19 protein-coding genes are annotated in these 20,391 nt (G+C 72.1%); 14 read left to right on the top strand and 5 right to left on the bottom strand.

The genetic code is table 11. From position 1 onward, the window contains the following. The first annotated feature begins 244 nt into the window (after positions 1–244). Both ABT299_RS37050 and ABT299_RS37045 read left to right on the top strand, forming a co-directional pair. Positions 245–694: a winged helix-turn-helix transcriptional regulator gene (locus ABT299_RS37050; RefSeq protein ID WP_190850824.1), complete on the top strand. Its 450-nt coding sequence runs from the start codon at positions 245–247 to the stop codon at positions 692–694. Positions 695–774: 80 nt separating this feature from the next. After that, a complete protein-coding gene (locus tag ABT299_RS37045) occupies positions 775–1,284 on the top strand; it encodes a GNAT family N-acetyltransferase (protein ID WP_387024592.1) in 510 nt (169 codons plus the stop codon). Between the two features lie 19 nt (positions 1,285–1,303). On the opposite strand, the gene ABT299_RS37040 is transcribed toward ABT299_RS37045, so the two are convergent. Together ABT299_RS37040 and ABT299_RS37035 are read right to left on the bottom strand one after the other, a co-directional pair. After that, complete coding sequence (locus ABT299_RS37040) at positions 1,304–1,834, bottom strand: hypothetical protein (RefSeq protein ID WP_500253581.1); 531 nt, start codon at positions 1,832–1,834, stop codon at positions 1,304–1,306. Positions 1,835–2,036: 202 nt separating this feature from the next. Then, on the bottom strand, positions 2,037–2,312 hold the full coding sequence (locus ABT299_RS37035) for a helix-hairpin-helix domain-containing protein (RefSeq protein ID WP_190850832.1): 276 nt from the start codon (positions 2,310–2,312) through the stop codon (positions 2,037–2,039). Positions 2,313–2,476: 164 nt separating this feature from the next. Between ABT299_RS37035 and ABT299_RS37030 the strand changes: the two genes are divergently transcribed. The 6 genes from ABT299_RS37030 (at position 2,477) to ABT299_RS37005 (ending at position 8,255) form a co-directional block, all read left to right on the top strand. Then, positions 2,477–3,664 (top strand): trypsin-like serine peptidase, encoded by a 1,188-nt coding sequence (locus tag ABT299_RS37030; protein WP_500253580.1) that lies wholly within the window; start codon positions 2,477–2,479, stop codon positions 3,662–3,664. A gap of 22 nt (positions 3,665–3,686) precedes the next feature. Beyond that, positions 3,687–4,400 carry a hypothetical protein gene (locus tag ABT299_RS37025; protein WP_500253579.1) on the top strand — a complete coding sequence of 238 codons (714 nt, stop codon included), beginning with the start codon at positions 3,687–3,689 and terminating at the stop codon, positions 4,398–4,400. Positions 4,401–4,464: 64 nt separating this feature from the next. Continuing rightward, positions 4,465–4,884 carry a DUF3151 domain-containing protein gene (locus tag ABT299_RS37020; protein ID WP_190850836.1) on the top strand — a complete coding sequence of 140 codons (420 nt, stop codon included), beginning with the start codon at positions 4,465–4,467 and terminating at the stop codon, positions 4,882–4,884. A 183-nt stretch (positions 4,885–5,067) separates the two neighbouring features. Continuing rightward, the gene (locus ABT299_RS37015) at positions 5,068–6,351 is read left to right on the top strand and encodes an adenylosuccinate synthase (protein ID WP_500253578.1); all 1,284 of its coding nucleotides are present in this window, start codon (positions 5,068–5,070) and stop codon (positions 6,349–6,351) included. Positions 6,352–6,426: 75 nt separating this feature from the next. After that, positions 6,427–7,323, top strand: coding sequence for a glycerophosphodiester phosphodiesterase family protein (locus tag ABT299_RS37010; protein WP_500253577.1), 897 nt, complete (start codon positions 6,427–6,429; stop codon positions 7,321–7,323). A gap of 38 nt (positions 7,324–7,361) precedes the next feature. Then, positions 7,362–8,255 carry a hypothetical protein gene (locus ABT299_RS37005; RefSeq protein WP_500253576.1) on the top strand — a complete coding sequence of 298 codons (894 nt, stop codon included), beginning with the start codon at positions 7,362–7,364 and terminating at the stop codon, positions 8,253–8,255. A 46-nt stretch (positions 8,256–8,301) separates the two neighbouring features. On the opposite strand, the gene ABT299_RS37000 is transcribed toward ABT299_RS37005, so the two are convergent. Next, on the bottom strand, positions 8,302–9,402 hold the full coding sequence (locus ABT299_RS37000) for a magnesium and cobalt transport protein CorA (RefSeq protein WP_190850844.1): 1,101 nt from the start codon (positions 9,400–9,402) through the stop codon (positions 8,302–8,304). 447 nt (positions 9,403–9,849) lie between these two features. On the opposite strand from ABT299_RS37000, the gene purD reads away from it, so the two are divergent. Genes purD through ABT299_RS36985 form a run of 3 tightly spaced genes read left to right on the top strand, consistent with a single transcriptional unit; the run spans position 9,850 to position 13,257 of the window. Continuing rightward, positions 9,850–11,097 (top strand): phosphoribosylamine--glycine ligase, encoded by a 1,248-nt coding sequence (gene purD / locus ABT299_RS36995; protein WP_190850847.1) that lies wholly within the window; start codon positions 9,850–9,852, stop codon positions 11,095–11,097. 43 nt (positions 11,098–11,140) lie between these two features. Then, complete coding sequence (purB, locus tag ABT299_RS36990) at positions 11,141–12,451, top strand: adenylosuccinate lyase (protein ID WP_500253575.1); 1,311 nt, start codon at positions 11,141–11,143, stop codon at positions 12,449–12,451. Between the two features lie 20 nt (positions 12,452–12,471). Continuing rightward, positions 12,472–13,257 (top strand): MOSC N-terminal beta barrel domain-containing protein, encoded by a 786-nt coding sequence (locus ABT299_RS36985; protein ID WP_190850851.1) that lies wholly within the window; start codon positions 12,472–12,474, stop codon positions 13,255–13,257. Positions 13,258–13,290: 33 nt separating this feature from the next. Here ABT299_RS36985 and ABT299_RS36980 read toward each other — a convergent pair whose 3' ends face one another. Next, entirely contained in the window at positions 13,291–14,334 is a 1,044-nt protein-coding gene (locus ABT299_RS36980; protein WP_190850853.1) for a suppressor of fused domain protein, read from the bottom strand. A gap of 272 nt (positions 14,335–14,606) precedes the next feature. Here ABT299_RS36980 and murA point away from each other — a divergent pair, with 272 nt between their 5' ends. The 3 genes from murA (at position 14,607) to ABT299_RS36965 (ending at position 19,405) form a co-directional block, all read left to right on the top strand. Beyond that, positions 14,607–15,893: a UDP-N-acetylglucosamine 1-carboxyvinyltransferase gene (murA, locus tag ABT299_RS36975; RefSeq protein ID WP_190851343.1), complete on the top strand. Its 1,287-nt coding sequence runs from the start codon at positions 14,607–14,609 to the stop codon at positions 15,891–15,893. Positions 15,894–16,671: 778 nt separating this feature from the next. Further along, positions 16,672–18,000, top strand: coding sequence for a transcriptional regulator (locus ABT299_RS36970; protein ID WP_190850855.1), 1,329 nt, complete (start codon positions 16,672–16,674; stop codon positions 17,998–18,000). 226 nt (positions 18,001–18,226) lie between these two features. Continuing rightward, a complete protein-coding gene (locus ABT299_RS36965; protein ID WP_500253574.1) occupies positions 18,227–19,405 on the top strand; it encodes a DUF4185 domain-containing protein in 1,179 nt (392 codons plus the stop codon). A gap of 49 nt (positions 19,406–19,454) precedes the next feature. Here ABT299_RS36965 and ABT299_RS36960 read toward each other — a convergent pair whose 3' ends face one another. Beyond that, positions 19,455–20,369: an LLM class flavin-dependent oxidoreductase gene (locus ABT299_RS36960; protein ID WP_500253573.1), complete on the bottom strand. Its 915-nt coding sequence runs from the start codon at positions 20,367–20,369 to the stop codon at positions 19,455–19,457. Between the last annotated feature and the right edge of the window lie 22 nt (positions 20,370–20,391).

Raw genomic sequence — 20,391 nt, 5'->3', positions numbered from 1 at the left:
CCCAGGGGGGCGACCCCCTGGAACCCCCGTCACGGTCGTGAGGCCGTTTCCCCGCTCCGCTGGCGCTCCGCGGCGAAACGGCCTCACGACCGTCGGGCGTGCCCGCTGCGCTCGCTGCACTCGCTCCGCGTGCCCGCCCGTGGCGCGGGCTGGGGTCCGGTCTTCCGGGAGGGGGCCGCAACCGGCTCCTCCGTGGGCCACGGGTTCGCGCGTTTTGTGATGAAACTTCGGTAGTCTCGGTGGTGTGGCGCTGCCCCGCACCTACGAGAGCCAGAACTGCTCGATCGCCCGCGCGCTGGAGGTCGTCGGCGACCGCTGGACGCTGCTGGTGATCCGCAGCGCGTTCGAGGGCGTCCGCCGCTTCGACGACTTCCAGGACGCGCTCGGCGTGGCCCGCAACGTCCTCACCGACCGGCTGACCCGGCTGTGCGACGAGGGGATCATGCGCCGCGTCCCGTACCAGGAGCGGCCCGAGCGCCACGAGTACCGGCTCACCCGCAAGGGCGTCGAGCTGTGGCCGGCGATGATGACCCTGCTGATGTGGGGCGACCGCCACTACGCCCCCGACGGGCCACCGGTGATCGTCGGGCACCGCGGCTGCGACGGCACCCTCACCGCCCGCTTCACCTGCGACTCCTGCGGCGCCGCCCTGGGCCCCGGGGACGTCGACCCGCGGCCCGGCCCCGGCGCCTAGCGGATCCCGACGAAGAATCGGCCGGCCGTTCATCGGAATGTGGGTTGCTTGACGAAACCCTCTGCGCTCCAATGGGTTTCATGAAGCAACCCATTGGGCGCACCGCCGCGCCCGCGCTGGAGGACGTGCGGATCCGGCCCTACGGGGTCACCGACCACGACCGGCTCGTCCGGATGTCCGACCGGCTCTCCGGCAGCAGCCTCTACACGCGGTTCTTCTCCGGCACGCCGCGCATCCCGGACTACTACGTCGCCGCCATGGACCGCCTGGACCACTGGGACCGCGACGCCTTGGTGGCACTGGTCGGCGGGGAGATGGTGGGGATCGCGGAGTACGTCCGGGACGCACGGGAGCCGTTCCGGGCGGAGATCGCGGTGCTGGTCGCCGATCCGTGGCAGCGCCGCGGCCTCGGCAGCCGCCTCATCGGCTACCTGACGCACCTCGCCGCGCGGCGCGGCATCACCGAGTTCGGCGCCGACGTCATCCTCACCAACCGGGACGCCCTGCTGTTCATCCGGCACGGGTGGCCCGCCGCCCGCTCGCGCATGGAAGAGGGCGCCGCCCGGTTCCGCCTGCCCCTCCGCTCGTGATCCCCGGCGTCCGGGACGGTCACGACCGGTGCAGGCTGCCGTCGATCAACTGGCCGTCGGCCCCCAGCGCCCGGTAGCGCAGCACGTCCGACTGGAGGACGAAGAGCCCGTCACCGCTGACGCAGGCACCGCTCTTCACCTCGATGTGGACCTTGATGGACATCGCCTGCGGCTCGGTGAGCGTCACGTCCGACCGGCACCCGGCGATCGGGATCTGGAACGACCCGATGTACCCGCCGGTCGCCCCCTGCTGGACGTAGAGGCCCACGTCGACGGTGGCGCCGTTGCTCACCGCGGTCCCCTGCCATGATCCGAGGAACGCCGACGGGACGTCCTTCGCCGCACCGTCCGGCCCGCTCGGCGGCGTCGCCCCCGCCACCTGCTGTCCTCCGGCGGGCACGGTCGGCGACGGCGTGGGCTGCGGCGGCCGCAGCAGCCCGAACCCGCCCGTCACCACGGCGCCGCACACGGCGGCGATGACGGCCCCCGTCGCGGTGACGATCGCCGCGATGATCGTTGGTGATCGGTTACCTGGGTCGTGTGTGTTCATCGCACCAGCCGCTCGACGTCGACTCCGGACCGCACACACCCTCACCCGTTCATCCGCCGCCCGGCCGTGCGCGTTACGCACAGGACCGATCGCCGGCCGTGCGGATGGACCGCTCGCGCGCCGAAGGGGGCACCGCCCGGCTCCGCCTCCCCTTACCCCCGTCCGTGGCCGCAGCGCGGCTCTGAGAGCCGGACGGGGCACGTCACGACTCGTCGCCCCCGGCCAGGATGCGCCGGCGCTCGGGCGTGTAGTGCCACCAGGGGCGGCCGGGGCCGCCCTCGGCCTGCTCCACGGCGGACATGACGGTGTCCAGCAGGCACGGGTCGAGGCGCTCCCCGTACGCGGCCGACATCCGCTCATAGAGCTCGACCGGGTCCCGGCCGGCCAGCTGCTCGACGCGGGTGATGCCGATGCGCTCGAAGTAGCGGGCCACCGCCCGTCCCACGTTGACCAGTCCGGTGAGGTCTGAGTCGGTCACGCCGTCCCCCTGCCGTCTTCGCGCTCTCCTTGCAGGTCAGCGTAGGCACGCCCGGTCCGCTGCGCTTGCAGGAATCGGACGTTCCATACGAACAATCGTGTCTGTATGATCGGGGACGCCTCCCGCCGCCGTCCGAGGGGAAACGAGGCCGTCCCATGCCCAGCATGATCACTCGACGAGGCCGCACGGCGGGCGGCGCGCTCGCCGGGACCGTCGCCGCGCTGGCCCTGGCCGCGGCGCCGGCGCACGCCGACGACGCGACCCCGTACGCGCTGCCGCCGCTGGTCGCGGCGGGCGCCGCGCACGACCAGGACCTCGCCGCCGAGGTGGCCTACTGGACGACCGACCGGATCGCGCGCGTCGGCTTCAACGACGACTCCGGCAACGAGAACGGGCAGGGCGCCGACGCGTACGCGCCGGCCGGCGGCTGGGACGCCCTCAGCGCCCCCTGGAGTTCCGGAGGGCTGATCTCCCGGACCGCCGGCAAGCTGCTCGTGCACTTCCACAACACGGGCAACGCCTCCGACACGCTGAGCACCTCGTGCTCCGCCAACGTGGTCACCAGCGCCAACCAGAGCGTCATCACCGCCGCGGGCCACTGCTTCCGCGTCGACTCCAACGTCGGCCTGACCGGGACGTACGAGGCCGACAACGCGGTCTTCATCCCCGGCTTCAACGGCGCGTCCCTGGCGCGCTACGTCCCCGGCAGCACGCCGGGGACCGCAGCGCCCGGCCCGGCCGTCGCCCCCTACGGGGTATGGGGCGTGTCCCGGGCATGGGTCACCTACGACTGGCACGTGCACTCCAACTGGACCCTGGGCAGCGACGTCGGCATGGCCGTGGTCGCCAAGCCCGGCGAGTCCCGGCCGATCGGCCAGGTGGTCGGCGCGCAGAACATCGCCTTCGGCGTCAGCGGCAACCCCAAGGAGCTGTACCAGTTCGGCTACCCGACCGATAACGTCCGCAACTGGTACTGGGGCAAGAACAACGACGGCACCAACGCGAGCTACGGCGTGCCCGCCTCCCAGCGGCGGGGCTATGACGGGCGCACCATGATGTACGCCCACAACAGCACCACGATCGACGACGCGCAGCTCGGGAACATGGGCCACGACATGGCCTCGGCCATGTCGCCCGGCTCCAGCGGCGGCCCGTGGCTCACCGGCTTCGACCCCGCCACCGGCACCGGCACCCAGATCGCCGTCACCTCCCGGTTCACCAACCCCACCGGCGACGCCCCCTGGTACCCGTGGGTCGCGCCCTCGTGGCAGGTCGGCCCCTGGTCGGCCGGGCAGGGGTTCGGCGTGCAGAGCAAGGCCGTCTACGACCTCGCACAGGCGGCGACACCGTAACGGGGAGTCCGATAATGGGGAAATGGCCAACCTGTCCGTCCGAGGGGTCCTGCGCAGCCGGGTAGGCGCCGCCGTCGTGCTGCTGAGCGGAACGGCGCTGGTCCTGGTCGGTGTCCTGATGAGCGTGCGGTTCGCGCCCGACGGCGTGCGCGACCTGCATGCCTACGAGGCGGCGCCGCGGTGCGCGTCCGCCCCGTCCGGGGCCGCCGACTGCCGGTGGACGCAGCCGTTCACCGTCACCGGCGTCCACCTGAACGGCGGGAAGCGGGACGTCGACCGCGCGGTCCTCACGAGCGCGGACGGGACCCGGTGGGAGACCGCGTACGGCGACCGGAAACCCCTGCTCAGCGAGCTGAAGAAGGGCGACCGGGTCACCGGCACCGTGTGGCGCGGGCTACTGACGGAGATCGCGGCGAAAGGCGCCGCGCAGCGCACCCAGGACGCGCCCGTCGACATGCGCACGCGCGTCCTCATCCTGGCGCTCATCGTCGTTCCCAGCGGGCTGGTCATCGCCACCGCCGGCGCCTGGCGGCTCGTGCGGCGCGGCGGTCCCACGACCGGCATGGTCTCCACGCTCGGGCTGGGCATCGGCCTCTTCTTCGCCGCGCTCTTCTCCCCGGTGATCGGCGGAGAGGACCTCATGGGGGTCGCGGCCGTGTGGCTCCCCGTCGCCGCCGTCATGACCGGCGTCGCGATCTACTACACCGTCCAGAAGCGCGAACCCTCCGCCGCCTAGCCCGCACCCGCGCCGGAACACGGCCGTGACCCGGGTTGAAGCGGACCGGGCGCGTCGACTTACGATGACCCGCATGACCCAGAACCTGCTCGGCGGCCCGCCACCAACGGAACTGCCGGACAACACCGAGGCCCGTGAGGCGCTGGACAACGGCGTCGACCCGTTCGAGGTCGCCGCGCGCCACCCCGACTACCCGGGCGCCTGGGCCGAACTGGCCGACCGCGCCTTCGCCAAGGGCAGCGTGATCGACTCCTACGCGTTCGCCCGCACCGGCTACCACCGCGGGCTGGACCAGCTGCGCCGGGCCGGGTGGAAGGGCCACGGCCCGATCCCCTGGGAGCACGAGGCCAACCGCGGCTTCCTGCGCGCCCTGCACGCGCTGTCCCGCGCGGCCGCCGCCATCGGCGAGGAGGACGAGGCCGAACGCTGCCGCGCGTTCCTGCGCGACAGCAGCGCCACCGCCGCCGACGCCCTCGCCGGCTGACCGCTTTCCGGACGCGCCGCCGGGGGTCCGTCCCCCGTACGGTGCACCGACCCACGCGTCGCACGCGTACCCGGCCGATGAGGTGCGGTTTCTTTAACGGCCGGGTACGGGTACGCTTTGATCGCAAGAGGCCCCTTCGCGCTTGCGGCGACCGGGGCCTTCGTCGTGGGAAGGAAAAGTGGCATGCCTGCCATCGTTCTTGTCGGTGCCCAGTGGGGAGATGAGGGCAAGGGCAAGGCAACAGACCTGCTCGGGGGCGACGTCGACTACGTCGTCCGCTACCAGGGCGGCAACAACGCCGGCCACACGGTCGTCATCGGGGACAAGAGCTACGCGCTGCACCTGCTGCCGTCCGGGGTCCTGTCGCCGGACGTCGTCCCGGTGATCGGCAACGGCGTGGTCATCGACCCGGCCGTCCTGCTGCAGGAGATCGACGGGCTGCGGGAGCGCGGGATCGGCTGCGAACGGCTGCTGATCTCGGCGGACGCGCACCTGATCATGCCGCACCACCGGGCCCTCGACAAGGTCACCGAGCGGTACCTCGGCAAGGCGCGGATCGGCACCACCGGCCGCGGCATCGGCCCGGCCTACGCCGACAAGATCAACCGGATGGGCATCCGGGTGCAGGACCTGTTCGACCCGAACATCCTCACCCAGAAGCTCGACCTGTCGCTGCGCGAGAAGAACCAGGTCCTCACCAAGGTCTACAACCGGCGCCGGATCGAGACCGGCCCGATCGTCCAGGAGTACCTGGCCTACGGCGAGCGCATCAGGCCGTTCGTCGCCGACACCACCCTCGTGCTGAACAAGGCCCTCGACGACGGCAAGGTCGTGCTGCTGGAGGGCGCGCAGGGCACGCTGCTGGACATCGACCACGGCACCTACCCGTTCGTGACGTCGTCCAGCCCCACGGCGGGCGGCGCGTGCGCCGGCTCCGGCGTCGGCCCCACGAAGATCACCCGCGTGATCGGCATCCTCAAGGCCTACACCACCCGCGTCGGCTCCGGACCGTTCCCCACCGAGCTGCTGGACGAGTGGGGCGAGTTCCTCCGCAAGACCGGCGGCGAGTACGGCGTCACCACCGGACGCGACCGGCGCTGCGGCTGGTTCGACGCGGTGATCGCCCGCTACGCGTCCCGGGTGAACGGCATCACCGACTTCTTCCTCACCAAGCTGGACGTCCTGTCCGGGCTGGAGCGCGTCCCGGTGTGCGTCGCCTACGACGTGGACGGCGAGCGCGTCGACGAGCTGCCCGCCACCCAGACCGACTTCCACCACGCCAAGCCGATCCTGGAGTACCTGGACGGCTGGCAGGAGGACATCACCGGCGCGAAGTCCTTCGACGACCTGCCGAAGAACGCGCAGGCGTACGTCCGGGCGCTGGAGGAGATGTCGGGCGCGCGGATCTCCGCGATCGGCGTCGGCCCCGGCCGCGACCAGACGCTCTCCCTCCGCTCCCTGGTGTAACAGCTGACGCGCCGTTCCCCCCGTTCTCACCGGACCTCCACCTGGGGTTCGGCGACGACCGGTACCGTTCCCCCGGTGGTCGGGATCGGGGAGACCGTCGAACTGCACGGTCATCGGGGGGCGCGCGGGCTGCGCCCGGAGAACACGCTGCCGGGCTTCGCGCACGCCGCCGAGCTGGGCGTGGACGTCATCGAGCTGGACGTCGGCCTGTCCGCGGACGGCGTCGTCGTCCTCGGCCACGACCAGGTGCTGTCCCCGGCGAACCTCGCCGACACGGCGCCCGCCCAGCCGGACGACCCCGCGTTCCCCTACGTCGGCAAGCCGGTCAGGGAGCTGACGCTCGCGCAGCTCAAGACGGTGGACGCGGGCGTCCGGCAGCGCGACGACGCGTTCGCGCGGACCCAGCGCCCGCTGCCCGGCACCCCGATCCCCACGCTGGCGGAGGCGTGCGCGCTCCTCGCGCCCACGCACGTCGGCCTCGCCGTCGAGTTGAAGACCGACCCCGGCTGGACGGACGAGGAGATCGGGCTCTTCACCGCCGCCGTCGCCGGAGTCCTTGCCGCCGCCGGGATGACGGACCGCAGCAGGCTTCTCGCCTTCGACTGGCGCGTCCTGGTGGAGGCCCACCGCAACCACCCGAGGCTCCGCCGCACCGCGCTGATCGAACGCAAGACGCTCGTGCCGGGCACCCGCTGGCTCGCCGGCCTGCCGCCGGACGACCCGGTCGCGGCCGCCGCCGCGATCGGCGCGACCGCCCTGTCCCCCGAGCACGCCATCACCACGCCCGGCCTGGTCGAGGACGCCCACGCCCTCGCCCTCCCCGTCGCCGTCTGGACGGTCAACGCCCCCGCGGACATGGCCCGCTTCATCACGTACGGCGCCGACGCGATCGTCACCGACTACCCCGACCGCTTCGCCCGCGCAGCGCCCCGCCCCTCCGCAGCCGCCCGCGCTGACAGATCCGACGGATAATTCGTCACTCCATGCAATCAGGCGGTAACTTTACGCCTATGCCGTCCCCCCTACACGACGCGATCAACCAGATGATCCGCGACCGTCCCGAGTCGGCGCTCGAGATACTCCGTGACCTCAAGGGCGTCGACATACCGCACACACCGCTGGTGCGCGTGGAGAGCAACGCCTTCAACGACCGGCCGTCCAAGGACTTCACTCCTGACACCGTCATCTCGGCCGGCCCTCCCCGGCAGCCGTTCCACGGCCTCATCGTGGAAGTCCAGCAGGAGCCCAGCGAGGCCAAACGCAAACAGCTCCCGAGATACGCGGCATCACTGTGGCTGATGCTGAACTGTGCGGTGACATTGCTCTGCATCTGCCCAGACGCCGCGACGGCGAGGTTCTTCGCCAAGCCGATTCCCACCGACCTGCCGGGCTACGCGCTCCAGGTAGTGGTGCTGGGCCCTGACGACGTTCCCGCGATCAGCGACGCCGCCGAGGCCGCGGCCCATCCCGAAGTGGCCGTGCTGTCGGTGCTGGTGCACCGGGAGCGGAAGGTGGCCGAAGCGTTCGTCGACGGCCTGCATCTCATGCCGGGTGATCACGCACCGCAGTACTATGAACACGCATACAGCATGGCCCCGCCACCAGTACGTCGCACCTTGGAGGAACTCATGGCCTCGACCGCGTGGCCGGTCCACAGCCCCTTCGCCCGCGAGCACTTCGGCCGCGGGAAGAACGAAGGGCTCGCCGAGGGACTCTCGAAGGGCAAGGCGGAGGGCCGCGCCGAGGGCGAGGCCGAGGCCCTGCTGCTCATGCTGGACGCACGTGGCCTGCACGTTCCCGATTCCGTCCGCGAGCGCATCATCCGCTGCACCGACACCCACGTGCTCGAGAAGTGGATCCGGCGCGCCGCAGTGATCGAGAAGGTCGAGGACCTGTTCGATTGACGCCCTGTCCGTCGTGGCGGTCTATCGGGGGTCGCCCCCCGATAGATCACAGCCAGCCGTTGCGGCGGAAGCCTCGGTAGAGGGTGAGGCAGATGAAGGCGATGACGCCGACGATCATCGGGTAGCCGTAGTGCCACTTCGTCTCGGGCATGAAGTCGAAGTTCATCCCGTAGACGCCGGTGATCGCCGTGGGCACCATGAAGATCGCGCCCCATGCCGAGATCTTGCGCATGTCCTTGTTGTCGGTGACCGTCACCTGGGTCATGTGCGCCTGGAGGATCGGGTTCAGCAGCTCGTCGTAGGCCTCGACCTGCTCGCGGACGCGGGTGAGGTGGTCCTCGACGTCGCGGAGGTACTCCTTGATCTCGGCGGGCACGAAGCGCCGGCCGGACAGGTTGCGCAGCGGGCCGGCGAGCGGGCCGACGGCGCGCTTGAGCTGGATGACCTCGCGCTTGAGGCGGTAGATGCGGCGGGCCTCGTCGGTGCGCTCCGGCGAGAACACGGCCTCCTCGACCTCGTCGATGTCCTCCTGGACGGCGTCGGCGACGCAGACGTAGCCGTCCACGACGCGGTCGGCGACGGCGTGCAGGACGGCGGCGGGCCCCATGGCGAGGCGGGCCGGGTCCTTCTCGAGCAGGCGGCGGACGGGGCCGAGCTCGCCGTGGGTGCCGTGCCGGACCGTCACCACGAAGTCCGGGCCGCAGAAGATCATGATCTCGCCGGTCTCGACGACCTCGGCCTCGTCCGGGCCGCTGGAGACGTACCCGACCGTCTTCATCACCACGAAGTGGACGTCGTCGTAGCGCTCCAGCTTGGGCCGCTGGTGGGCGTGGATGGCGTCCTCGACGGCGAGCGGGTGCAGGCCGAAGACCTCGGCGAGCTCCGTCAGCTCCGTGGCCGACGGCTCGTGCAGCCCCACCCAGACGAAGCCGGCGCTGTCGCCGTCGGGGGTGAGGCGGCCGTCGCGGATCAGGCGGACGGCGTCCTCGACGGTGGCGGTGGACGCGCGGTGGCCGTCGATGTAGGCGGCCCAGTCGATGACGGCGGAATCGCGGGCACGCCCCTGTACCCGTGCACCGTGCGCGCGCCCGCGGGCCTTGAACAGCGACTTGGTGGCGCGCGCAGGACGGACTCGTGTCATGGCCATGAGGTGCTCCTAACCCGCCGGCCACGCACGCAGGGGCGCGCTCTACCCGTTCCGCATCGGCGGGGCCCGCTCAGCGGGACCGCGTCAGCGAGGGGAGCGCGCGAGGGCGATGGCCGGACGCCAGATGGAGGCGGACGGATGGACAGTCCAGTCCGGACTGTGAGGGTTCTCTGGCGAACTGCAAGTATCACCAGGACTCATCCCGACCACCTCCTTTCACCCACCTCGACCACGGGGCGTCAAGCCCGTCGCAGCTTACCAGCCGATATATAGGACGCCGGGCCGTTCGGTGAGGTTCACAAGGGGCGCGTGTGACGGCCGCCTCATCCGGGCCCGGCGGCGTCGGGGACGCCTGCCGGCACTGTCCATAACGCCTTGCCGCTCGGGCCTTATGCCCGCCTTCCCGCCGACCACACCGAACCGCCCGTACCAGTAAGCTCGCGTGACGTGCGAGTACTCGTCCTTGGATCGGGTGGCCGCGAGCATGCGCTCGTCCGCGCCCTGCACCGCGACCCTGCCGTGACCGCCCTCCACTGCGCCCCGGGCAACCCGGGCACGGCCGAGATCGCGGACAACCATCAGCTCGACCCCTGCGACCCGACGGCGGTGGTGGAGCTGGCCGGGCGGCTCGGCATCGAGCTGGTCGTCGTCGGCCCCGAGGCGGTGCTGGTGGCGGGCGTCGGCGACGCGGTGCGCCGGGCCGGCATCCCGTGCTTCGGCCCCGACAAGGAGGCCGCGCGGATCGAGGGGTCCAAGGCGTTCGCCAAGGAGATCATGGCGGCGGCGGGGGTGCCGACCGCCGACTCCCGCGTCTGCGAGACCACCGTGCAGGTGGAGGAGGCGCTCGACGCGTTCGGGCCGCCGTACGTGGTGAAGGACGACGGGCTCGCCGCCGGCAAGGGCGTCGTCGTCACCCTCGACCGGGACGTCGCCGCCGCGCACGCCGCCGCGTGCGGCCGCGTGGTCATCGAGGAGTACCTCGACGGCCCCGAGGTGTCGCTGTTCGCGCTGTGCGACGGCCAGCACGCCGTCCCGCTGCTGCCCGCCCAGGACTTCAAGCGCGCCCACGACGGCGACGAGGGCCCCAACACCGGCGGGATGGGCGCCTACACGCCGCTGCCGTGGGCTCCGGACGACCTGGTGGACGAGGTCATGTACCGGGTCGTCCAGCCCGTCCTGGACGAGCTGAGGCGCCGCGAGACGCCGTACGTGGGGGTGCTGTACGCGGGTCTCGCGATCACGTCCCAGGGCGTCCGGGTGATCGAGTTCAACGCGCGGTTCGGCGACCCGGAGACGCAGGTCGTGCTGGACCGGCTGGCGACGCCGCTCGGGGTGCTGCTCCAGTCCTGCGCGATCGGCGGCCTCGACCCGCGGGCGGAGCTGGAGTGGCGTCCGGGCTCCGCCGTCACGGTCGTCGTGGCGGCCGAGGGGTACCCGGCGGCGCCGGTGAAGGGCGGGGAGATCACCGGGCTGGACGAGGCCGCGGCGGTCGACGGCGCGTACGTGCTGCACGCCGGGACGAAGTACGGCGCGGACTGGCGGCTCGTCGCTGGCGGCGGGCGCGTCCTCAACGTCGTCGGCACCGGCCCTGACCTCGCCGCGGCCCGCGCCACCGCCTACGAGGCCGTCGCGCGGATCGGCCTGCCCGGCTCCCACCACCGCACCGACATCGCCCTCAAGGCCGCCCAAGGCTGACCCGCCCGGCCACCGCACCTACACGACCTGGGAGAATTCGAGCGTGATCGAGCGGTACACCCTTCCGGAGATGGGGCGCGTCTGGAGCGACGCGCACAAATACGAGCTGTGGTGCCAGGTCGAGACCCTGGTGGTCGAGGCCCACGCCGAGGCCGGCACGATCCCGCCGGAGGTGGTGGAGCCGGTGCGCAAGGCGCCGCCGCCGACGCCGGAGGCGGTGCACGAGATCGAGGCGGTCACCCAGCACGACGTGATCGCCTTCCTGTCGGCGTGGGCGGACAACACCGAGCCCCGCGAGGCGGCCCGGTACGTCCACTTCGGCATGACGTCGTCCGACCTGCTGGACACGGCGCTGGCGCTGCAGCTCGTCGAGGCGACGGACATCCTGCTGGCGAAGGCGGACGCGCTGGTCGCGACGCTGCGGGACCACGCGCTCGCGCACCGGGCGACGCTGCGGGTCGGCCGGACGCACGGCATCCACGGCGAGCCGGACGTGTGGGGGCACCGCGTCGCCGACTTCGCGTTCGCGATGGCCCGGTCCCGGGACCGGCTGCGCCGCGCCCGCGAGGCCGTCGGCGTGATGGCGATCTCCGGCGCGGTCGGGACGTACTCCAACATCGACCCGGCCGTCGAGCTGCACGTGGCCCGCAAGCTCGGGCTGAAGAGCGCGGACGTGTCGACGCAGGTCGTGATGCGCGACGGCATCTCCGAGTGGACGTCCACGCTGGCGATCATGGCGACGGTGTGCGAGGCGATCGCGCTGGAGGTCCGGCACGGGCAGCGCACCGAGGTCCGCGAGCTGTGGGAGCCGTTCGGCAAGGGCCAGAAGGGCTCGTCGGCGATGCCGCACAAGAAGAACCCGATCATCTCCGAGCGGCTCGCCGGGATGGCGCGGATCGTGCGGGCGCAGGTCGTCCCGGTGCTGGAGGGCATCCCGCTCTGGCACGAGCGCGACATCTCGCACTCCTCGACGGAGCGGATCGCGCTGCCGGACGCGTCGATCGCCCTCGACTACATGCTGAACCTGACGAACCGGCTGATGTCCGGGCTCGTCGTGGACGAGGCGCGGATGACGGAGAACCTGGAGTCGACGGGCGGCCTGATCTACACCTCGACGGTGCTGCTGGAGCTGGTCGAGGCCGGGATGTCGCGCGACGACGAGGCGTACCCGCTGGTCCAGAAGGCCGCGATGGAGACGTGGGAGACGGGCGTCCCGTTCCGCGAGACGCTCCGCAAGCACGCCGCCGAGGCGGGCCTCGCGCTGGACGAGGCGCGGCTGGACGAGGTGTGCCGGCCCGAGCGGTTCGTGCAGCCCCTCGGCCCCGTCTTCGACCGCCTGGCCGCGCTGGCCTGACCCGATCCCTCGGAGCGACCGTGACGGCGATCCTGACCGAGCTGAACGCCTACCCGCTCAAGAGCGGCGGCGGCACCGCGCTGCGCACCGCCGAGCTGACCGCGCGGGGCCTCCCGTACGACCGGGAGTTCATGCTGGTCGCGCCGTCGGGCCGGTTCCTGTCGCAGCGGGACCTCGCCGGGATGGCGCTGCTGCGCCCGTCCTTCGACGGCGAGGTCCTCACCGTCGAGGCGCCCGGCGGCGCCCGGTTCGTCCACAAGGCGGTGGACGAGGGCGAGGTGCGCGAGGTGACCGTCCACCGGCACGAGGCCAGGGGCGTCGACCAGGGCGACGAGGCCGCCGCCTGGTTCTCGGCGCTGCTGGACGCCGACTGCCGGCTGGTCCGCTTCACCGGGCACCGGGCGACGTCGCGGGGCGGCGGCGAGGTGATGTTCGCCGACGGCTACCCGCTGCTGGTCATCTCCGCCGAGTCCCTCGCCGACCTGAACGCGCGGCTGGACGAGCCGCTGCCGATGAACCGGTTCCGTCCGAGCCTGGTCGTCGAGGGGCTCGGCGCGTACGCGGAGGACGCCGTGCGGCTGCTGCGCGTCGGCGGGACCGTCATCGAGATGGTCAAGGCGTGCGCGCGGTGCGTCATCACCACCACCGACCAGGAGACCGGCGAGCGGGGGCGCGAGCCGCTGCGGACGCTGGCGTCCTACCGGACCATCGACCGCGGCATCCGGTTCGGCCAGAACGCCGTCCCCCGCGAGCTGGGCACCCTGACGGTCGGCGACGAGGTGGAGGTCCTCGAAGCCGCCCGCTGAGGGGTCGGCCGCTGAGGGGTCAGCCGGCGCGGGTCAGCCGACGACTTCGCCGGTCTCGTTGCCGAAGCGGTCGCGCATGCGGGTCGGGACGATCTCGACCGTCAGCCCCGGCAGCGACGCGATCGGGGTGGTGCCGGCGACCGGGCGGAGCGCGGCGACGAACTCGTCCAGGCCCTCGGGCGGGATGCTCACGTCGAGGCGCCCGTCCTCGGGTTCCACGACCGCGTACGCGCCGGCGGGCTGGAACACCATCCGGGTGTCCTCGGTCTGCAGGAGCAGCGTGCGGCCGAAGGGGAGCCGCCCTTGGAGCGACTGCGCGATCGCCTCCGCCTGCAGCGCGCCGATCCGCAGGGTCGCGGACGCGCCGTCCAGGTCCCAGTGCGCCGTGGTCACGTACAGGGCGCCGCTGCTCGACCCGTCGCGCGCGATGCCCTCGCGGACGGCGCGGGCCAGCTCCGGGACGGCGAGGAGCGAGCGCCGGTCGATGTCGGTGACGAACAGCGGCAGGTGCGGCTCGACCGCCCGCAGGAACGACGTGGCGTCCCACTGCCGGACCGCCTCGTACTCCTCCGACGCGAGCCCGACCACCTGCAGGAACCGCACCCGGCCGTGCGGCGTGCCGATCTCGCCCAGCTCCGGGTCGGTGACGAACGCGACGGCGCGGATCTCCGAGTCCTCGCGGTCGGCGGCGATCGGCCCGTTGACGTTCATGTGGTGCCCGGGCTCGAACCAGTTGCCCGAGCTGAACACGTACCGGCCGAGGTTCTGCAGCAGGTTGGCCGCCCAGACCGGCGGCTCTGCCTCCGCCGGGTCGCGGGCGAGCCGGAACGTGAACTCGAATCCCCAGCCGGACTCGTCCGGGTCGGCCGACTCCTTGCTGTACAACTCGGACATTCCGTACGAAATGAAATGCCAGTGCGGGACGGGCTCCGTCCGGGCGTAGACGCTGATCCCGTCGAGCGGATCCGGGCCGCCCAGCGCCCACTTGACCAGGGTGCCCAAGTGGTACGGCTCGGCGTCCCCGTAGAGGGGCCGCAGCGCGGCGTCGATGGCGTCCCAACCCGGCGACTCGTCCATGGATGATCACCCTAGACCCGCCGGCCCGCACCCGTCCGCCGGACGCCTCAGCTCGGATTTTCCTCGGGAATGCGAACCTTTGGGCCGCTCTGGGGGTCTCACCAAGCAGACTGGCGCAAGGGTGGCGCATGCGGACACCCCACCCCCGGGCCGGTGGTTTACTGGGGGCGCGTTGGCGCAGCGGGACCGATCGGCGCGCCCGGCCCCCGTGGTCCCACCTTCATCGGGCAGGCACCTTAACCGCGTTTCAAAGGAGATATGGCGGAATGAGCATGGGCCACGAGGTTCGGTATCGCGTGCGCGGCGGCCGGCAGCTGCACGGCACCGTCTTCGTCCAGGGCGCCAAGAACGCCGTCCTGCCGATGATCGGTGCTTCGCTGATGGCCTCCCGCGGACGCACGGTGCTGCGGAACGTTCCGATCATCGAGGATGTACGCCGGGCGGTGGAGCTCGCCCGGGCCGTCGGCGCCAAGGCCGAGCTGCACGAGACCGAACGCACTCTCGTGATCGACGCCTCCTCGCTCAGCAGCCCGGTGCTGCCCGCCGAGATCGCCTCCCGCTTCCGCGGCTCGTTCCTGTTCGTGCCGGCGCTGCTGCACCGGCTCGGCGAGGCGGTCATCGAGGGCGTCGGCGGCTGCAATCTCGGCAGCCGCAACCTGGACTTCCACTACAACGGCTTCAAGCGGATGGGCGCCACGGTCACCGAGCACGTGGCCGACAACGGCGACGGCATCATCCACATCAAGGCCGGCGACCTGCGCGGCGGCACGCTGTACTGCGACACCCCGTCGCACACCGGCACCGAGAACCTGATCATGGCGGCCGCGCTGGCGCACGGCACCACGCTGATCAAGAACGCGGCGCTGGAGCCGGAGGTCCTCGACAACATCGCGATCCTGCAGGCGATGGGCGCCAAGATCAGCGGCGGCGGCACCGGCTTCATCACCGTCGAGGGCGTCGACGAGCTGACCGCCGTCGAGCACACCGTCATGCCGGACCGGATCGACGCCGGCGTCTTCGTGATGGCCGCCGCGATCACCGGCGGCGACCTGAACCTCGTCGGCGCCACGCTGGAGCACCTCGGCGTCGCCGCCGACAAGCTCGAGCAGATGGGCGTGGAGTTCCACCAGCAGGGCGCGGTGCTCCAGGTCCGCCGCCAGCGCACGCTCCGCCCGATCAACGTGATCACCGACGAGTACCCGGGCTTCGCCACCGACCTGCAGTCGCCGATCATGGCGCTGTCCTGCCTGGCCGAGGGCCCCTCCTACATCTACGAGCGGATCTTCGACGGCCGGTTCAAGCTGGCCGACGAGCTGCGCAAGATGGGCGCCGACATCGAGGTGGACGGCAACCGCGCCAAGGTCAACGGACCGCGCGGGCTGCGCGGCGCCGAGGTGGAGGCGCACGACCTGCGCTGCGGCAGCGCGCTGGTGCTCGCGGGCCTGGCCGCCGAGGGCGAGACGACGATCACCTCCGCCTACTACCTGGACCGCGGTCACGCGCACACCGCCGAGCGCCTCTCGCAGCTGGGCGCCGACATCGTCCGCGAAGCGGACTGACCGGCCCCCTTAACGACCCCAGAACCGGCCCGGCGGGATGATCCCGCCGGGCCGGTCTGCTGCTGACTGACTGGTCATTTTCGTCCGGTCCAATCGGCCGCATGTGGCCTTCGCTCTGACCCAATCGCGAGTGGTTCCTTACCGGCGTTGTCACAGCGCGCCGGGAAACGATGGGGACCAGTCGTCACCGGATGGTCACGCAAAGTCGGCGCACGGCGCCGCACCAGCGCGGACAGGCGGGTTCCTGACCAGCGGGGAAATCCGTATGGAACGATCCAAAAGGGCCCCTTCCGAGGACGGTGAAAAATCACCGGGACGGCCCCTCCGGGCCGCCCGGACGGATCACTCGTCTTTCCCGGGCCGCCGGCAACGGGTTGATCGAGTTTCGGCCCGCGCGTAAACCAAACGGCCACCGCAGGGGTCTTCTCAGTGCGCGTCAGCGCCCGGAGGTGGGCCTCCTGGCGTTTTCGGGTCTTGTTTTTCAACTTCGGACGTCCGAAGATGCAGGATCAAGACTGACCGATTGGTGACAAATTACTGACCAGGGGGTCGCGTAGGTTACTTTTTCGCCGCACTCTTGATTCGATTTCGCGTCTGGGCGTCACACATCGCCGCCCTGACCCGATCTGCCCACTGAGGAACGAATCGCACGGGAACTGCGGTGCAGGGTCAGAAGGCAGGGGCGACAAGCCATGAGACGACCGTTGGGCGGAGCGTGCGCGAACGCGTGGCCGGGGCCGTGCCCCCGAGAGGATGGACCGGAAGCGAGCGATCATCGATGACGGCGGCACGAACGGGCTCGGTCACGCCCGATCTCACCATCGGCGTGGTGGGCCCCCATGACCTCGTCGAACGGGTCATGCTGATGGGCCACGGCCCCACGCCGGTGCCGAGCCGGCTGGTGGCCGCCGCCTACCGCGACGAGCAGGAGGCGGCCGACAAGGTCGTCCGGCTGGGGTCGGGGGTGGACGTCTGCCTGTTCGCCAGCCCGGTCCCCTACGACTTCGCGCGCAAGGCCGGCGTGCTCACGATGCCCGCCACCTACGTCCCGCTGAACGGCGCGGCGTTACAGGGGGCGCTGCTGCGCGCCTCCCTCGACGAGCGCTTCGACCCGTCCCGGGTGAGCATCGACGTGCTCGGCCGCGCCGAGGTCGAGGAGGCCTACGCCGAGATCAACCTCGGCACCGAGCAGGTCCACCTGCGCGAGGAGGCCGCCGGCCCCGGCACGCTCGCCGCCTTCCACGAGCGGCTGTGGCGGCGCGGCGCGACGACCGTCGCGATGACCTGCGTGCACGCCACCGCCGAGCGGATGGAGATGGCGGGGGTGCCGACCATCCGGGTCCGCCCGACCGGCGCGTCCATCCGCAGCTCCCTGCAGACCGCCGCGCTCCTCGGCGCCCACCACCGGCTGGAGGAGTCGCAGCTCGTCGTCGTGCTGGTGGACGTCCCGACCCTGCGCGAGACCCCGCGCCGCGTCACCCCCCGCTACTGGCGGGACGAGCTGAAGCTCGCGCTGCACCGCGTGCTGCTCCAGGAGGCGCACCGGATGAACGCGTCGGTGTGGCCGCTGGACGACCACAGCTACCTCGTCATCGCGACGCGCGGGTCCGTCACCGCGTCCACCGAGGGCTTCCGGACGCCGCCGTTCGTCGAGCGGGTCCGCGAGGAGCTCGGCCTCGCGATCGAGGTCGGCATCGGGATGGGGCGCACCGCGCACGAGGCGGAGAACCACGCCCGCGCCGCGCTCGCCCGGTCGCAGAGCTCCCAGCGCGCGCAGGGCTTCGCGCTCGACCGGGACGGCCGCGCGCTCGTCCCGGCGCCGCGCACCCCGCCGCGCAGCCAGCCGCAGGCCAAGCCGAAGGGCCTGGAGATCCTCGCGCGGCTCGCCGACAAGCTCGGCGACCAGGAGCAGCCGCTGATCGTGGACGCCGAGAACGCCGGGAAGATGCTCGGGGTCACGCCGCGCACCGCCCGCCGGCTGCTGCGCACCCTCGTCGAGGAGGGCCTCGCCTGGCCGCTCCCCCCGAACCGCACCCCGCAGCCCGGCCGTCCCCGCCAGCTCTACCGCCTGATCGTCGAGAAGCTCGGCCCGGCGAAGACCGGCTGACCCGCCCGGCCAGCCGCGCGCTCCCGCCCGCCCTTTCCGGACCCGGACCCGGGCCAGGGGTCGCGGGAGCCCATCCACCGGACGTCACGCCCTGGCGTCCGGCGCCTGCGTGCTGTAAAACAGACATTGGTGTTCTTTTGATCCGGCGCCCGCAACGCTCCCACCCCGCCCCCGGGCGGCGGCGCCGGGGACGGCTCCCGGCACCCCGATCTGGAAGGCGGCGGCGATGGCAGGTTCATCGGACGGCGACAGCGCGGCGACCGGCGGGTACTCCCGCCGCAGGCTCCTCAGGATCGGCGCCGGCGCCGCCGTGGGAGCGGGGATCGCCGCCGCGGGCTGGAGCGATCTCGGCCGGAACCGGCGAGCCGCCGCTGCGGCACCCGCCGCGGCACCCGCCGGCAACCCGGGCGATCCCACCAGCCCGACGGTCGCGGTCAAGGTGAGGGACCTCAGCGGCCCGGCCGAGACGGGCCCGTTCAACGCGCCGTGGACCGACCTCGGCATCCCCGTCCGGTGCCCCGACGGCACCATGCTGTTCGTCTGCGGCGACACCTTCGACGGCCCCCACGTCCCCGGTCCCGGCGAGCCCTCGTACTGGCGCGCGCCGGCGGGGCTGCGCTCCGGCAACGGGGACGTCGGCAACCTGCGCATCGACGGGAGCGTCGGCGGCGGCAACGCCCGCAGCCTCGTCGACGAGCCGCACAACCCCGTCGGCGACGGCAAGTTCACGACCGCGATCCCGTCCGACGCGTTCGTCGTCAACGGCGTCATGTACATGCACCTCATGCGCGGCGTCATCTTCGACACCCACCACACCGACTTCTGGCGCTCCTTCGACAACGGCGAGACCTGGGAGTACCTGTGCCAGTGGCCCGGTGACATGCACGGCGGCCAGTTCCAGCAGAAGACCTACGCCGTCGCCGACGACGGGTACTGCTACGTCCTGTCCTCGCTCTTCAACCGCGACAGGGACTCCGGGCTGCTGCTGCACCGGGTGCGCCAGGACGCCCTCGGCGATCCGGACGCCTACGAGCCGTGGGGCTACGCCGACGGCGGCTGGCGCTGGGGCGCGCCCCCGACGACGGTCATGGCCGGCCGCCGGTACGGCGAGATCTGCTTCCGCGCGATGGACGGCAAGTACGTCCTCACCTGGCTGGACGCCGCGACGGCGACGATCCGGGCGATGGTCTTCCCGCTCCCGACCTCGGACCTGACCCGGACGCTGGAGCAGACGATGATCGTCAACGGCCCGGCGCAGGCGCAGGCGGGCAACGTCGTCACCGCCCCGTACGGCGGGTTCGTCGTCCCCGGCTCGACGTTCGGCGACTTCCACATCATCGTCAGCCAGTGGTACGACCCGACGAACTACCGGTTCATGCAGTACCGGGTGTACATGCTGTCCTGAGGCGGGGTGCTGTGCCGGGCGCCGTCCCGCGGGCGGCGCCCGGCGGCCCTCAACCGCGCTCCTTGGCGACCGCCTCGCGGACCGCCGGGACGACCTCCTCCGCCCAGCGGCCGAGGGAGACCTCGTCCTGGGTGCCGCCCTTGGGAGAGAACAGGATGAAACCGGACGCGCCGTGCTCCAGGACCGCACCGGTCAGTTCCTCGACCCACTGGCCGGCCGACCCGCCGATCCAGCGCCCGTCGCCGTCGCGGGTGGCGGCGAGCGGCCGGTCGGTGATGCGTCCGGGCAGGTTGAAGACCGTGCGGACCGCGGCCGGGTCGCGTCCCGCGGCGGCGGCCGCCTCGTCGATGACCGGGCGAGACGTCCGGTACCGCTCGCTGAGCCAGTCCGCCGCGTGGCCCGGGATCCAGCCGTCGGCGACCCGCCCGGTGGCGGCCAGCGACCGGCGGCCCACCGAGCCCGTCCAGACCGGCGGCGCGTCCACCGGTGCCGGCTCGATCTCGCTCACCCGGTAGTGCCGCCCCTCGTGGGTGACCGGCTCGCCGCCACCGGAGAGCTTCCTGACCAGCACGATCGCCTCCTCGAAGGCGTCGACGGCGTCGGCGGGCGCGAGCCGCGGGACGCCCATGTCGGCGATCCGGTCCCACAGCCCGCCCGCGCCCATGCCGAGCACGACGCGCCCGCCGGACAGCGCGGACAGCGTCGTCACCGCCCGCGCGAGCATCGGTGCCGGGCGGGTCGGCAGGTTCGTGACGTTGGCGAACCCGGCGATGCGGTCCGTCCGGCCGAGGAGGAACCCGATGGTGGCGTAGGCGTCCAGGCGCGCGCCGATGTAGGGGTGGTCGGAGAGCGAGAAGATGTCCAGCCCGTCGCGGTCGGCGCGCTGGACCTTGCGCATGAGCGCCGGCCCTTCGTCGATGGTGCTGTGCGCGCCGAAACCGAAGACGACTTCCTGTGCGGACATGGCTCCGCCTTTCGTTTCGATG

Origin of the sequence: Spirillospora sp. NPDC000708 (assembly GCF_040299565.1) — a bacterium.
Taxonomy (GTDB): domain Bacteria; phylum Actinomycetota; class Actinomycetes; order Streptosporangiales; family Streptosporangiaceae; genus Spirillospora.
The sequence above is the reverse complement of the archived record's forward strand: the minus strand, read 5'-3'. Positions and strand labels throughout refer to the sequence as shown.